This window comes from Flavobacterium anhuiense, assembly GCF_900101855.1.
Taxonomy (GTDB): domain Bacteria; phylum Bacteroidota; class Bacteroidia; order Flavobacteriales; family Flavobacteriaceae; genus Flavobacterium; species Flavobacterium anhuiense.
Window position 1 is genome coordinate 132,427 of record NZ_FMVC01000006.1, and the last position, 14,638, is coordinate 147,064.

Below are 14,638 nucleotides of genomic sequence, written 5' to 3' on the forward strand. Positions count from 1 at the left end.
ATATGTTTTTTAACTCTTTGGCATTTGCCATCTTTTTGCCGATTGTTTTTTTTCTGTATTGGTTTGTTTTTAATAAAACCAAAAGCACACAAAATGCCTTATTAATCGTTGCAAGTTATTATTTCTATTCTTGCTGGGATTGGAGATTTTTATTCTTATTGGTTTTCTCTACATTTCTAGATTATTTTACAGGAATTCAAATCGAAAAAAGCAACTCTGAAAAAGGAAGGAAGTTTTGGTTCTGGCTTAGTATTTCAGTCAATTTAGGCTTTTTAGGAATTTTTAAATACTATAATTTCTTTGTGTCTTCATTTGCAGAAATGTTCACTTCTTTTGGATTTAAAGTAAGTCCATTTTTGCTAAATGTTATTCTTCCAGTAGGAATTTCATTCTATACTTTCCACGGATTATCTTATGTAATTGATATTTATTATAAAAGAATAAAAGCTGAATATAACTTTATTGATTATTCTCTTTTTGTAAGCTACTTTCCACTTCTAGTTGCAGGACCAATTGAAAGGGCTACTCATTTACTGCCACAGGTTAAAATAAAAAGAGAATTTAATCTTGAAAAAGCAAAAGAAGGAGTTTATCAAATTGTTTGGGGATTAGTGAAAAAAGTCGTCATTGCAGATACTTGTGCTGTATATGCAAATGCTATTTTTGATCATTATCCATCTATGAATTCTTTTTCATTAATTATGGGAGCAATTTATTTTGCTTTTCAGATTTATGGCGATTTTTCGGGTTACTCAGATATAGCGCTTGGAGTTTCTAAATTATTTGGTTTAGATTTATTGCGAAACTTCAATTACCCCTATTTTTCAAGAGATATAGCTGAGTTTTGGCGTCGTTGGCATATTTCGCTTTCGTCTTGGTTTAGAGATTATTTATATATTCCTCTTGGTGGAAGCAAAGGCGGACTTTGGATGAAAATCCGAAATACATTCATCATTTTTATTGTCAGCGGATTTTGGCATGGTGCCAATTGGACATACATTGTTTGGGGATTTATAAATGCTGTTTATTTCCTTCCATTATTACTTTCAAATAGTAATAGAAATAATATGGATCCCATAATTCTAAAATGGAATTTTGATTCTGTAAAAGTATTATTTAGTATTCTAACTACTTTTTTATTGACCTGTATCGCATGGGTGTTTTTTAGAGCAAGAACTATTACAGATGCTGTTCTGTATTTAAAAAGAATATTTACTAATGGCGAGTTTAGCCCTCAGTATTTAGATAACGAACGATATAATTATGAATTACTATTGATGATTGGTCTATTTATTTTAGTAGAATGGAATAATAAAACTAAAGTAGAACCAATTTCAGGAAAAAGGAGTTGGCTAAAGATGGCACTGGCGATTATGGCAATTATTGCTTTCGGAACTTATTCTGATTATAAAGAATTTATTTATTTCCAGTTTTAATGAAGAAGTTTTTATTAGACATATTAGGAATTTTTCTTTTAACAGTTTTGATAGCGGTTCTCTTGGACGGATTGTATACTTATGTTTTTATGCAATCAAAAAATCGTGGAAAAATAGAAACTGTTTTTAATTCTACAGCAAAAAAATACGACGTAGTAATTTTAGGTTCTTCAAGAGCCAACAATCACTTTGTTTCGCAAATGTTTGAAGAGAAAGGATTAAAAACGTTTAATTACGGAATGAGTGGAGGACATCTATTTGAAGCATCTTTAATGTTAAAATTGATGATAGAAAGAAAATATGAAATCAAAAATATAATTCTTGAAGCCGATTTAAATCTTTCAAATGACCAAGAATCTGAAGGAGTTGCAACAAAATTTCTACCTTATATTCATTGCTCAAAAGTTATAAAAGATCATTTTGCGACAGAAGAAAACTTTAACGAATTGTATTATATCCCTTTTTACAGATATGTAAAGTTTGATTCTAAAATTGGTTTTAGAGAAGTTTACAAAATAGAAGTAAATGAAAAAACAAATGCTTTGGATAACTTAGGATATTATCCATTGGATAAACACAAAAATGGCAATATGAAAAACAATATTGTCAATTTAAATCCTTTGCCACACAATAAATATTACGAAGAAATAAAAAATATCTGTAAAAAAAATAATATCAATTTTATTGCTGTCATGACGCCAATGTGTGAAAATGTAGTTGGAATGAATTATTTTGACAAAGTAAAAAAAGCATATCCAGAAATTCATAATTACGAAAATATAATTGTAGAGAATAAATACTTTTCTTCATGCGGGCATATGACAAATGCCGGAGCTCGATTATTTACAGCAAGAATTATCAAAGATTTTTTTGGGAAATAACGAATATAAGGCAATGAAGAATTTTTTATTTTATGTATTCAAAATTTTAGTACTAACTTTTGTTTTGATGTTTATAATGGACAAAGTTTATTCATATGCTTTTCGTCAATCAAATAAAAGAAGTAAAATTAGCTTTATCTATAATTCGCCACCAATAAATTATGATGTTGTAATATTGGGCTCGTCTAGAGCAAATAATCATTTCGTGACAAAAATGTTTACAGATAAAGGATTAAAAACATTTAATTTCGGAATGCAAGGCTCTAAACTATTTGAATCTGATTTGGTTCTGAAATTACTTTTAGAAAAAAAGAATAAAATAAAAAATGTAATAGTTGACGTTGATGTCACACTAAAATCTGAAAATAAGTCAGACGGAACATTTTTAAAATTTTTGCCTTATTTTAATGAATCTTATGTAATTAGGGAGCATTTTAAAGAATTGGATGATTTTAATAGTTTTTATTATATCCCGTTTTATAGATATCTGAGATTTGACTCAAAAATTGGTTTTAGAGAAATGCTTTTTTCTGTTTTAAATAAAAAAAGCAATGAAATTGATAATGGAGGATATGGTCCGTTGCCTGAAAATAATGGAAATTTAAATACTGAAGTTTTAGATTTTCAACCACACAGGAATAGATATTATGAAGAAATTAAAAAAATCTGTAAAGTGAATAATATTAATCTCATTGCAATTATGACACCTATGTGTGAAAAGGCTATAGTTAACAATTACTTCAAAAAAGTAAATCAGCTGTATCCTGAAATTTACAATTACGAGAACATAGTGGCAGAAGATAAATATTTTTCGTCATGTGGTCATATGAATGATATGGGAGCGAAAGTTTTTACGGCAAAAATTTTAAACGATTTTTTTAGTTATGAATGTAATTAAGTTAGAAATGTTAGATTACATCGATGTTATTAGAGGTATAGCCATTTTAATGGTAGTAATTACCCATACTGCTCAGCAAGGATTGGTTAAATTACCTCATCTTTTATCTGTATTTCTAAGTTTTGGAGCAAGAGGAGTGCAGATTTTCGTTATTGCCAGTGCTTTTACTTTGTTTCGATCGTATAAAAAAAGAAATAAAATTGAAAAAAGTCCAGTTAAAAACTTCTTCATCAGACGATTTTTTAGAATTGCGCCAATTTATTATTTAGGCATTATATATTATATATTAGGATAATGTACAATCTATTATTAGGATAATGTACAATCTATCTTATTGGCAGGCAAGTCAACCCAATATTACTATTGGCAATGTGATTTCTAACTTTTTTTATTGTCATGGTTTAAGTCCTTATTGGATTAATAGTCTTGTTCCAGGAGGATGGTCCATAACAGTCGAAATGTTTTTTTATGTACTGTTTGCTTTCTTGTTTAAAAAAATAGAAAGCATCAATTCTGGTGTTATGTTTTTAAATTTTACATTATTATTCAAATTGGTATTACAGGAGTTTCTCCAGTATGGAAATTTTATTTCAAATTCCTATTTATGGAGAGAATTCACTTTCTATTATTTTCCAAGTCAATTACCAATTTTTGCATTAGGTATAATTTTATATTTTCTAATTGAAAACCCTAATAATATAAAATTGGTTAAGACTAAAAATCTTGCTTTTTTTGTCATTTTACTTCCATTGCAAATTGGATCAAAATTCGATTTTCTATATTTAAATCATATAATTTTTGGTATAATCTTCGTAGTTTTTGCTCTTCTTTTGAGTAAAGGAAAACTTAATTTTTTATCTAAATCATTCATAAGATATATTGGCAAAATAAGTTTTAGTATTTACATAATACATTTTATAGTTATAGCATGGTTAGCTAGGTTTCATTTAATTGATTTCTGCAATAACGGCTTAATTAATTTATCCTTACGATTTATACTAATCTTGTCTTTTTCAATTCTTATTTCAACTTTAACTTATCGTTTAATTGAAATCCCATTGCAGAATTTAGCCCAAAAAAAATTATTCTAAAGACAGAAAGTGATAATTAAAATAAAAAACTGTTTTTTCAAAAAACAATTAAATATGCATATAGCTTTTTTAACACCTGAATTTCCTCACCCCCAAGTTGCTTACGCAGCTGGAATAGGAACTAGTATAAAAAATCTTACTACAGCATTAAGTAATGAGAATATTAAAGTTACTGTTTTTGTTTATGGTCAGAAAAAACAAGAGATTTTGGAAGAAAATGGCGTTAAGATTCATTTAATTCAAAATAAAAAATATAAACTTTTTGGTTGGTTTTTTCATCGAAAATATATTCAGAATTATATCAATTCAGTTATTGAAAAAGAAAAGATTGAATTACTTGAAGCTCCTGACTGGACAGGAATTACGGCTTTTATGAACTTAGATGCACCTCTAGTAATTCGTTTTCACGGAAGTGATACTTATTTTTGTCATTTAGAAAATAGAAAGCAGAAGCGTAAGAATTTTTGGTTTGAAAAATTAGCTATAAATCAAGCAAAAGCTTTTATTTCACCAACAAAATTTACAGGAGAGGTTTCAAAAAAACTTTTTAATATAAAAGGAAAAGAAATCATAGCTATTCATAACGGTTTGGATCTTGAAAATTTTAAAAATGAATTTCCTAAAGAATTTGAAAAAAAACTGATTTTATATATTGGAACTCTGATTAGAAAGAAAGGAGTTTTAGAACTGCCTGAAATTTTTAGCAAAGTTCGTAATGATATTCCAGACGTTAAATTAGTTTTAATTGGTACAGATTCGTTCGATATAAAAACAGGTTCAAAATCAACATGGGAACTAATGAAAGATTTGTTCACTGAAGAGGACTTGAAGAATGTAAACTATTTGGGTAAAATTCCGTACAATGAAGTTCAAACTTATATAAAGAAAGCAAATGTGTGTGTGTTTCCAACTTTTGCAGAAACTTTAGGAATGGTTACAATAGAATCAATGGCCATGCAAAAAGCTGTTGTAAATAGTAATATTGGCTGGGCACAAGAGCTTATTGTAGATGAAGAAAGTGGTTATTTGGTTTATCCTTCAAATCATGATCTTTATTCAAATCGAATTATTCAATTACTAAAAGACAATTCACTTTGTCAGGAAATTGGAGAAAAAGCTAGAATTAAAGTAGAATCTCATTTTGATATCAATCAATTGGTGAAAGAAAATGTAGAGTTTTATAAAAAGATAATTAATAAGAAAATTTAATGGTAGTTGTTTGTCATAAAAATAATAAAGTTGTAAAAGTTTGCAAAGATGGAGAAGCTATTTCATTTGAATCTTCTTTAAATATTGCCTCAACTTTAATGACATTTGCGAAAAAATTCCCAACAGATAGAATAATCTGGAGTCATATTACTGTAGAATCTAATATAAATTGGGAGGCTATAGATACAATTTTTCATCATGATAGAATCATGGCATCTTTCAATAAGGATATTGAAGAATACTTTTCAAATGGTATTGGATATATTGACGAGTCTGCATTTTTAAATGTTAATAAAAAGGTTAGTTACCCAACTTGGTTAACCAGCAGTGCAGTGGGGGGAATTAGCTCAAAAGCGCTTTTGCAATTTGAAAATAAAATTAAGTTAGCAAATAACTTTGATTATTTCTTACATAGTATTGCAAAAATAGCATCTATAAAAGGACTGTTTTGCTATTCAGAACCAAGACTTGTTATTGATAAAACAATCTCAATTCCAGTAAAAAAAGCAAATATTTACACTTTGTTTCAGTTTGCAAAACAACATTATCGTACACGCTGGATATTCATACTGTTTTTTAATTTCTTAATTTTTGAAAAACGCTTTCCAATAGCCCCTTTATTGTTTTCGTTGCGATTTAAAAAACGAAATAAAATCAATTTTGATTTATCTGAAATATCAGTTCAATCAAAATTAAAAATTGTGGAATCTAAAACTATTGATGTTATTATTCCAACGATTGGACGAAAAGATTGTTTGTATGATGTATTGCAAGATTTAGCAAAACAGACTCATTTACCACAAAATGTTATAATTGTAGAGCAAAATCCTATAGAAGGAAGTCAAAGTGAATTAGATTATTTAAATTCTGAAAAATGGCCGTTTGCTATTAAACATATCTTTACTCATCTAACAGGAGCTTGTAATGCACGAAATGTTGCTCTGAGCCAAGTTTCGAGCGAATGGGTCTTTTTAAATGATGACGATAATAGGTTTGATGAAAATTTAATTGGCAATATCTTTAATAAAATTGAACAATTTGGGACCTTTGTTGCAACAACATCATATTTACAAAAAAATGAAAAATTACTATTTAAAGATATTCACCAAACAGGAATTTTTGGTTCTGGAAATAGTTTTGTAAAATCAAGCTGTTTAGCTAATGTTTCTTTTTCAATGGCCTTAGAATTTGGTTACGGTGAAGATTTTGATTTCGGAATGCAACTAAGACAACAAGGTTTTGATGTAATCTATTTCCCTGATCCAGCTATTTTACATTTGAAAGCTCCTTTCGGTGGATTTAGAATCAAACCTCATTTTCCTTGGACAGGCGAAAAATATCAGCCAAAGCCATCTCCAACAATTATGTATACAAAACAGAAATATTTGAATCAAAAACAAATTAACGGTTATAAACTGAGGCTGTTCATAAAAGCCATAAGAAAAGAATCTCTTTTTAATTGGGCTGATTTTTATGTTTCATTTAAAAAAGGATGGAATTTAAGTGTCGATTGGAGTAAAAAATTATAAGAATGCAATAGTTTATTTTAAAACTAGAAAATTTTAAAGAAGTTAAAAATTATATGAAGTTACTCAGAAAGAAAATTGCGCGTTTTTACAAACAATTGATTTTACTAAAATATTATTCTAAAAAATTTGTTTTTTCTAGCAAACAAGAAAAAACAAAGATTATAATCTGTTTTGATGGTAATTTACCACATGGCGGATTAGTAGATCGGTTAAAAGGGATAATTTCTTTGTATGAGATTTCTAAAATTTTAGATTTTGAATTTAAAATTTTCTTCACACATCCATTTGAATTAACAAATTTTTTAGAGCCAAACGCAAGTGATTGGATTATCAATGAAAAAGAAGTTAAATACAATGTTTTTTCCTCTAAAATTGTTTATTTAATTAACGATTTTAAAAGAAAACCTCTTCAAATTTTTGAGAAATCTAAAGCAAAAACTTTTTTTGTTTATTGCAATGTCGATTATTTAGCCAAGTTATACCCAGCTAAAAATGAGCAGGAGATAAAATTTATTTGGAAAAATAATTATGACCACCTATTTAAAACCTCAAATTATCTACAAGAAAAATTAAATATTCTTAGTTCTGAACCAAGGATAGCATTCCATACTAGATTTACTACTTTAATGGGAGATTTTTCAGATTCAACAAAAATGATTTTGAATGAAAATGAAAAGTTGAATTTAATTCAAAAGGTTATAAAAGCGATTAATGATAAAGCCAACCAATACCCTGACAAAGTAGCGTACATATTTTCTGATAGTGATTTTTTTTTAAATCATGTTAGAGCCACAACTAATTATAAGACTTTGGCAGGAGTCCCAAAACATTTAGAAAATAATAATTCTGATCTTGATTATCATTCTAAAACATTTCTTGATTTTTACTATTTAGCAGAAAGTGAGCATGTATTTTTAGTAGCAATTGATCAAATGTATTACAGTAGTTTTTCAAAATATGCTGCTATAATAGGAGAGGGCAAGTTTAAAAGCATAACGAATTAAAATATCTGCTAGAGTATGGTGAAGATATATACAGAACATCTTTTCTTGACAGAAGATAATAGAAGAATAATATTTCCATTATTATTTGATATGGTATACCTGCCAAATAATGGCACAAGGTCAAATTTTATTTTTGTAGATTCTCTTTCAGAAGCTGACGTTGCCATTTTTCCTGTAGACATTGTTTCTTTTTTGAAAAAAGATAAAAGCAATTTTTTTCATAATTGGATTGCGAAAATGTCACAAAATAAAGTGCCAATTTGGATTTATACAGCTGGTGATTTTGGATTTACTTTTAAGAATGAAAATGTTTTGACTTTTAGAATGGGAGGTTTTAATTCGAAGTTACCAACTAATACTTCCATAATGCCTTCCTTTGTGAATGATCCATATAATAAAATTTTAAAAGACGATTTTTTTGTGCTTCCCAAAAAAAAAAGGCCAAGTATTGGTTTTGTAGGCAATGCAAACGGCTCTCTTTTTAAGTTCATTAAAGAGTTTATTCTCTATTTAAAAAGAGTTATTATTAATTTGGGATATCGATATCCAGAAGATTATCATCCTTTTTATCCAGCTGGAAGAAAAAGATATAAACTTCTCTATAAACTCCAAAAAGATAAAAGAATTCAAAGTGATTTTATTTTTAGAGATAAATATAGAGCTAGAAATGAAAATAAAGAGAAAACAACATTAGAGTTTTTTAAAAACATCCAGGATAATTTATATACTTTTTGCCTGCGCGGAAATGGAAATTTTTCTGTTCGATTTTATGAAGCATTAATAATGGGTAGAATTCCTGTTTTAATTAATACAGATGTAAGGCTACCATTAGAAGATTTAATTGACTGGAACAAACATTGTGTTATTGTTTTAGAAGATTCGATAATTCAAGACTTACTAAACTTTCATTCTTCTAAAACAGAATTTGAACTTGAAGAAATACAAACTAATAATCGAAAATTAGTATTGGAAAGATTAAACAGAGTCGATTATTTTGTTCAAATTAGTAATAAATATTTAGAAAGTAAATGAAGTTTTCTCTAATTATCTGTACTTATATGCGTCCTGAGCCGTTATTAAAATTACTAATTTCGGTTCAAAATCAAGTTTTTTATCCAAATGAAATTTTAATTATTGACGGTTCACTTAATGACAGAACTAAAGTTGCTCTAGATAATAAGGAATTCAAAAATTTAAAATATTTTTTAGTTTCTGATAAAGAAAGAGGGTTAACGAAACAGCGTAATTTTGGAATTTCCAAATTAGATCCTACCAGCGATATTGTATGTTTTTTGGATGATGACATTGTTCTGGAATCTAATTATTTTCAAAATTTATTAAACACATACCTTTTATTTCCTGAAGCATTAGGAGTAGGAGGCTATATTGTTAATGAAATAAAATGGGACATAATTCCTGAAAATTATAAGTTCAAGATTAATGAATTCTATTTTGATGGATGGAAACGAAAGGATGGAAGTCGTTTTGTACTAAGAAAAAAACTGAATTTAGACAGTAATACTCCTCCAGGGTTTTCACCTAATTTTTCACATGGAAGAAGTGTTGGTTTTTTACCTCCAAGCGGAAAGATTTATGAATCAGAACAATTAATGGGTGGCGTTTCATCTTTCAAAAAATCAGTATTTGAAGAGTTTTCATTTTCAACTTATTTTGAGGGTTACGGTTTGTACGAAGATGCGGATTTTTGTTTAAGATTGGCAAAAAAAGGAAAATTGTACCTTAATACAGAAGCAAAGCTGAACCACTATCACGATCCTGCTGGTAGGCCAAACCAGTTTCACTATGGCAAAATGGTAGTTAGAAATGGATGGTATGTTTGGCGAACAAAAAATCCTAATCCAATTTTGAAAGATCGTTTGAAATGGAATGTGATCACATTTTTATTGATTTTGATACGATTTACAAATGTTATTAATGGAGCTGAAAAAAAAGCCACTTTTACAGAAGCAATAGGACGAGTTGTCGGATGCTTTAGTTTAATTTTAAATAAACCTAAAAGATAAAATGAAAACAAAAATTTACATTTATGGACTTTGTAATATATTCTATGATGCATATTATATTCAAGGGCTAAGTGAGGTTTGTAAGAATTTTGAATTTAATGTGTCAAAGTTTCCAGCATTTAGTCAAGGCACATTTGCGGTAATTATTGAAGAAGGAAATCTATCAAAAAAAATAATTATAGACTCAAGAGATTCTAGTGAAATTGGCACTGCAGAGCTTGAATGGTGCAATGTTTACGGAAAAATAAATTATAAAACTAAGGAGTTCTCAGCTAATCATAATAAAAAAATTGTTCCTATTGGTCCAAGTTTTGGGGTTAAAATCTGGAATTTAAGTGAAACATTGTATTTTTTAAGTCTCAATTTTATTAGGTTCAGAAAGAACATTACAAATAAAAAAGAGTTTGTAGCAAATTATTGGAGACAATATAAAAGGCTAGAATTGAAAAAATACAAGCATGTAAAATCTTCTTTGAATGAAATTTTTTTTATGAACTCAATTTGGAAAAAAGAAAATGAAACGAATGAGAATAGGGCTTTATTTATTGAAACATGTAAAAACAATTCGAATCTTATTTTTGAAGGAGGCTTTGCAGCTAGAACTAATGGAGACAATTTAGGTTTCGATAAATTAGTTTATTCAAAAAAAATTCCACTTAATATTTATATCGAAAAAATTAAAAACTCTGCATTTGTATTCAATACGCCAGCTGTTCTTTCTTGCCACGGCTGGAAATTAGGAGAATTTTTAGCTCTTGGGAAAGCAATTATTACAACTCACCATTATAATGAATTGCCGGCAGTTTTAGAGAATGAAAAGCATGTTTTGTATATTGGAAATAAAGACGACTTGCAAAAAAACATTAAGAAATTGATAGATGATCCAACCTTTAAAAATAGTTTAGAATTGGAAAGCCGAGAATATTTTGAAAAATATTTAGCGCCTCAAAAAGTTATTTTAAGATTATTAGAAAGAAACTAGAATGAATTTTTTAATAATAACCCATGTCAATCATATTCATAAAGACAATCAATATTTTGGTTATGGTCCATATATTGGAGAAATGAATATTTGGTTGAAATATGTAAATAAAGTAACAATTGTTGCTCCATTAAAAAATGGAAATATTTTGCCTATTGATCTATCTTATCAGTGCGATAATGTAAACTTTAAAAATGTTCCAGATTTTGGTTTTACATCATTAAAAAGTAGAATAATATCAATTTTTAAATTGCCTATTATTTTCTGGAAAATATATCTGGCAATGAAAAAAGCCGATCATATTCATTTAAGATGCCCAGGTAATATGGGATTAGTCGCTTGTTTTGTTCAAATTCTATTTCCAAATAAAATAAAAACTGCTAAATATGCGGGTAATTGGGATCCAAATAGCAAACAACCTTGGACATATAGATTACAGAAATATTTGTTAAAAAATACTTTCTTGACTAAAAATATGAAAGTTTTAGTTTATGGTGATTGGAAAAATCAATCTAAAAATATTAAATCATTTTTTACAGCTACTTACTCTGATTCTGAAAAAGAGATAATCGCTAAAACCAACACTAATTTATGCTTTAAGTTTCTTTTTGTTGGAAGCTTAGTGGATGGGAAAAGACCTTTGTATGCAATAAAATTGATTGAAGGCTTGATTAAAAAAGGTTGCAATGTCACATTAGATTTATATGGAGATGGTGTAAAAAGAAGTTCTCTTGAAAACTATATTCAGATTAACAATTTAGAGAAATATATTTTCTTAAAAGGGAATCAAAATAGAGAAACTTTAAAAAAGGCGTATAAAGAAAGTCATTTCGTTGTATTGCCATCAAAAAGTGAAGGTTGGCCTAAAGCAATTGCAGAAGGAATGTTTTGGGGATGTGTTCCTATTGCTACTAAAGTTTCTTGCGTTCCATCTATGTTGGATTTTGGAGATAGAGGTATTATGTTGGAAATGAATTTAGAGAACGATTTGAATGAAATTATGAAAATAATTGAAAATGATGGAGTGTTTACGAATAAAAGCAAATTAGCTGTGATTTGGTCACAAAAATATACAACTGATGTTTTCGAAAAAGAAATTAAAGCAATGTTGCAAGTATGAGAATCGTACAAATAATAGATTCCTTAGAAACTGGAGGAGCAGAAAGAATGGCAATAAATTATGCCAATGCACTTTCGGAGAAAGTTGAATTTTCGGGTCTAATAGCAACTCGTAAAGAAGGTTTGCTTTTAGATTATTTAGATGAAAAAGTGGCATATTTATTTTTGAAAAAAAAATCTAGTATTGATCCAAAAGCTCTTTCTAGAATAATTAGCTATCTAAAAGGAAATAAAGTAGAAATAATTCATGCACATAGTTCATCATTTTTTATTGCTGCTTTAGCTAAAATTTTTATTCCAAAGATTAAAATTATATGGCATGATCATTTCGGTATTTCTCAAGATTTAGATTCGAGAAAAAATTTGATATTGAAAATAGCATCATTTTTATTTCTAGGAATTATTTCAGTAAATGATTATCTGAAAAAATGGGCTTTAGATTATTTACATTGTCCAAATGTTACTTACTTCCCTAATTTTATACTTGAATCAATAGATTCGTCAAGTAATTTTAAACTAAAAGGGATTGAGGGTAAAAGAATAATTTGCGTTGCCAATTTGCGTCCGCAAAAAAATCATGAACTATTGATAAATGGAGCGCAAATGCTTCATCAAAAATTTCCAGAATGGTCATTTCATTTAATTGGTAAAGATTTTTATGACGACTATAGTAAAAATCTTGTAAAAAAAGTAAATGATCTTCAGCTTACCGAAGCAGTATTTTTCTATGGCGAGATGAATAATACACAAAATTTACTCAAACAATCTGAAATTGCTGTTTTGACTTCTCGCTCAGAGGGACTTCCTTTAGCTGTTTTGGAATATGGATTGTCGAGCTTACCAGTTGTTGCAACAGATGTTGGCGAGGTAAAAAAAATTATACAGTCTCAGCAAGAAGGTTTGTTGATAGAATCAAATAATTTGGAACAATTTGTAAAAGCTGTTGAATATTTGATAGAACAAGAAGAAACGAGAAAAATAATAGGGAAAAAGCTCTTTTCCCTCGTTGAGCAGAATTTTAGTGAAAAATCAATTTTGAATGGGTACATCGCATGGTTGGAATCTTTGACTACTTTTGCGTGATAAACCGTTATTTATTAAATGAAAAATACAAAATTTAATTATACATCATTAATCATTCTGCATATTGTAATAGCATTTGTTGTTTTTGCACTTCCTTTTTTGTCCAAAATTTATGCTTTTCTGATTCCTGTTATTGGGGCTTTTTTTGTTTTTAAAAATAAAAACAAGAACAATGAAGTATTATATGTAAGTGCTTATCTAGTAGGAGCTGAGGTTTTTTTACGTATGACAGGCGGAAATTTTAACAATGAGTATGTGAAGTATTTGGTCGTCTTTTTTATGCTTTGTGGCATAATTTTTAAAAACTTTTCTAAAAGCGCATTCATATTCTCATTTTTTTTAATACTACTATTACCTGCTGTTTTAATTACTACAGAAACAGCCAGTTTTGATATCGATATTAGAAAAATTCTAGTTTTTAATTTATCTGGCCCTTTTTGTTTAGCTATATGCGCAACTTATATGATCAATAGAAAGATTATATTTAATGATCTCCAGAATGTGTTAAAATCAATTGGTTTTCCTATAATAACAACTACTATTTATCTGTTTTTATATACGCCGAGCATAAAAGAGGTGGTCACAGGTACTCAATCAAATTTTGAAACTTCTGGAGGATTTGGTCCTAATCAAGTTTCTACAATATTGGGATTAGGCATATTTGTTTTTTTTTCACAATTAATTTTATTTTCAAAAACTAAAAAGGATATTTTTATTAATGGAGGCCTACTTATCTTTATAAGTTATAGGGGTATTGTAACTTTTTCAAGAGGAGGGGTTTTTACCGCAATAGCCATGATTATTTGTCTTTTTGCCGTTGTTTATTATCTCTCTAATGCAAGAGGAAAGAGTAAATTTATTGTCGTTTTTGCTTTAACGGGTTTAATGTCTATTGGAATATGGACTTATAGTTCCTTACAAACAAATGGACTTATTGAGAAACGATATGCCAATAAAGATGCTCGTGGGAGAGATAAAAAAGATCATTTAGGTGGTAGAGAAGAAGTTATGAATGCAGAAATAAATTTGTTTTTGAATAATCCTATTTTTGGTGTAGGAGCAGGAATGAGTAAATATGAGAGAGTTGAAGAATTAGGACAGGAAGTAGCTTCACACAGTGAAATTACAAGGCTAGGTGCAGAACATGGAGTATTTGGCGTACTTGCATTTTTAATTCTTTTTTTTACGCCAATCGTGAGTTATATAAATAACAAGCAACATTTATATTTTCTATCATTTTTTATATTTTGGATACTGACTATTAACCATGCAGCCATGAGAATAGCCGCACCAGCTTTCGTATACGCACTATGCCTACTTTCAGTGCAAATAAAAATTGCTGAAGAAACAGAAAATTAATAGATTAGTTATATTTTTTGCGA

General features: G+C 28.4%; 14 protein-coding genes. All 14 read left to right on the plus strand.

Going from position 1 to position 14,638, the window contains the following annotated elements:
- The first annotated feature begins 2 nt into the window (after positions 1-2).
- The 14 genes from BLP44_RS16600 to BLP44_RS16665 are packed head-to-tail and all read left to right on the plus strand — an operon-like array spanning position 3 to position 14,615.
- The gene (locus BLP44_RS16600; protein ID WP_091134602.1) at positions 3-1,436 is read left to right on the plus strand and encodes an MBOAT family O-acyltransferase; all 1,434 of its coding nucleotides are present in this window, start codon (positions 3-5) and stop codon (positions 1,434-1,436) included.
- Positions 1,436-2,317: a hypothetical protein gene (locus tag BLP44_RS16605; RefSeq protein ID WP_091134604.1), complete on the plus strand. Its 882-nt coding sequence runs from the start codon at positions 1,436-1,438 to the stop codon at positions 2,315-2,317. Before BLP44_RS16600 ends, BLP44_RS16605 begins: the two co-directional genes overlap by 1 nt.
- Entirely contained in the window at positions 2,307-3,215 is a 909-nt protein-coding gene (locus BLP44_RS16610) for a hypothetical protein (RefSeq protein WP_317040793.1), read from the plus strand. The genes BLP44_RS16605 and BLP44_RS16610 overlap by 11 nt, the downstream gene beginning before the upstream one ends.
- Entirely contained in the window at positions 3,202-3,510 is a 309-nt protein-coding gene (locus BLP44_RS23235) for an acyltransferase family protein (RefSeq protein WP_091134607.1), read from the plus strand. The genes BLP44_RS16610 and BLP44_RS23235 overlap by 14 nt, the downstream gene beginning before the upstream one ends.
- A 22-nt stretch (positions 3,511-3,532) precedes the next feature.
- Positions 3,533-4,306, plus strand: a complete 774-nt coding sequence (locus BLP44_RS23270; RefSeq protein WP_091134608.1) for an acyltransferase family protein — start codon at positions 3,533-3,535, stop codon at positions 4,304-4,306.
- 54 nt (positions 4,307-4,360) lie between these two features.
- Positions 4,361-5,515, plus strand: coding sequence for a glycosyltransferase family 4 protein (locus BLP44_RS16625; RefSeq protein WP_091134610.1), 1,155 nt, complete (start codon positions 4,361-4,363; stop codon positions 5,513-5,515).
- Positions 5,515-7,044, plus strand: coding sequence for a glycosyltransferase family 2 protein (locus BLP44_RS16630; protein WP_091134613.1), 1,530 nt, complete (start codon positions 5,515-5,517; stop codon positions 7,042-7,044). The genes BLP44_RS16625 and BLP44_RS16630 overlap by 1 nt, the downstream gene beginning before the upstream one ends.
- 53 nt (positions 7,045-7,097) lie before the next feature.
- Complete coding sequence (locus BLP44_RS16635) at positions 7,098-8,048, plus strand: hypothetical protein (RefSeq protein WP_091134615.1); 951 nt, start codon at positions 7,098-7,100, stop codon at positions 8,046-8,048.
- 15 nt (positions 8,049-8,063) lie between these two features.
- Positions 8,064-9,080, plus strand: a complete 1,017-nt coding sequence (locus tag BLP44_RS16640; RefSeq protein WP_091134617.1) for an exostosin domain-containing protein — start codon at positions 8,064-8,066, stop codon at positions 9,078-9,080.
- Positions 9,077-10,072, plus strand: coding sequence for a glycosyltransferase family 2 protein (locus BLP44_RS16645; RefSeq protein WP_066033594.1), 996 nt, complete (start codon positions 9,077-9,079; stop codon positions 10,070-10,072). Before BLP44_RS16640 ends, BLP44_RS16645 begins: the two co-directional genes overlap by 4 nt.
- Position 10,073: 1 nt before the next feature.
- Positions 10,074-11,054 carry a glycosyltransferase gene (locus BLP44_RS16650; RefSeq protein ID WP_091134618.1) on the plus strand — a complete coding sequence of 327 codons (981 nt, stop codon included), beginning with the start codon at positions 10,074-10,076 and terminating at the stop codon, positions 11,052-11,054.
- Between the two features lies 1 nt (position 11,055).
- A complete protein-coding gene (locus BLP44_RS16655) occupies positions 11,056-12,174 on the plus strand; it encodes a glycosyltransferase (protein WP_091134620.1) in 1,119 nt (372 codons plus the stop codon).
- A complete protein-coding gene (locus tag BLP44_RS16660; protein WP_091134622.1) occupies positions 12,171-13,256 on the plus strand; it encodes a glycosyltransferase family 4 protein in 1,086 nt (361 codons plus the stop codon). Before BLP44_RS16655 ends, BLP44_RS16660 begins: the two co-directional genes overlap by 4 nt.
- Before the next feature lie 18 nt (positions 13,257-13,274).
- Entirely contained in the window at positions 13,275-14,615 is a 1,341-nt protein-coding gene (locus BLP44_RS16665) for an O-antigen ligase family protein (protein ID WP_091134625.1), read from the plus strand.
- Positions 14,616-14,638: the final 23 nt, after the last annotated feature.

Excerpts from the sequence above, each read along its gene's own strand:
- BLP44_RS16600 (WP_091134602.1), top strand. The coding sequence starts at position 3 with ATGTTTTTTAACTCTTTGGCATTTGCCATCTTTTTGCCGATTGTTTTT.
- BLP44_RS16605 (WP_091134604.1), top strand. The coding sequence starts at position 1,436 with ATGAAGAAGTTTTTATTAGACATATTAGGAATTTTTCTTTTAACAGTT.
- BLP44_RS23235 (WP_091134607.1), top strand. The coding sequence starts at position 3,202 with ATGAATGTAATTAAGTTAGAAATGTTAGATTACATCGATGTTATTAGA.
- BLP44_RS23270 (WP_091134608.1), top strand. The coding sequence starts at position 3,533 with ATGTACAATCTATCTTATTGGCAGGCAAGTCAACCCAATATTACTATT.
- BLP44_RS16625 (WP_091134610.1), top strand. The coding sequence starts at position 4,361 with ATGCATATAGCTTTTTTAACACCTGAATTTCCTCACCCCCAAGTTGCT.
- BLP44_RS16630 (WP_091134613.1), top strand. The coding sequence starts at position 5,515 with ATGGTAGTTGTTTGTCATAAAAATAATAAAGTTGTAAAAGTTTGCAAA.
- BLP44_RS16635 (WP_091134615.1), top strand. The coding sequence starts at position 7,098 with ATGAAGTTACTCAGAAAGAAAATTGCGCGTTTTTACAAACAATTGATT.
- BLP44_RS16640 (WP_091134617.1), top strand. The coding sequence starts at position 8,064 with ATGGTGAAGATATATACAGAACATCTTTTCTTGACAGAAGATAATAGA.
- BLP44_RS16645 (WP_066033594.1), top strand. The coding sequence starts at position 9,077 with ATGAAGTTTTCTCTAATTATCTGTACTTATATGCGTCCTGAGCCGTTA.
- BLP44_RS16650 (WP_091134618.1), top strand. The coding sequence starts at position 10,074 with ATGAAAACAAAAATTTACATTTATGGACTTTGTAATATATTCTATGAT.
- BLP44_RS16655 (WP_091134620.1), top strand. The coding sequence starts at position 11,056 with ATGAATTTTTTAATAATAACCCATGTCAATCATATTCATAAAGACAAT.
- BLP44_RS16660 (WP_091134622.1), top strand. The coding sequence starts at position 12,171 with ATGAGAATCGTACAAATAATAGATTCCTTAGAAACTGGAGGAGCAGAA.
- BLP44_RS16665 (WP_091134625.1), top strand. The coding sequence starts at position 13,275 with ATGAAAAATACAAAATTTAATTATACATCATTAATCATTCTGCATATT.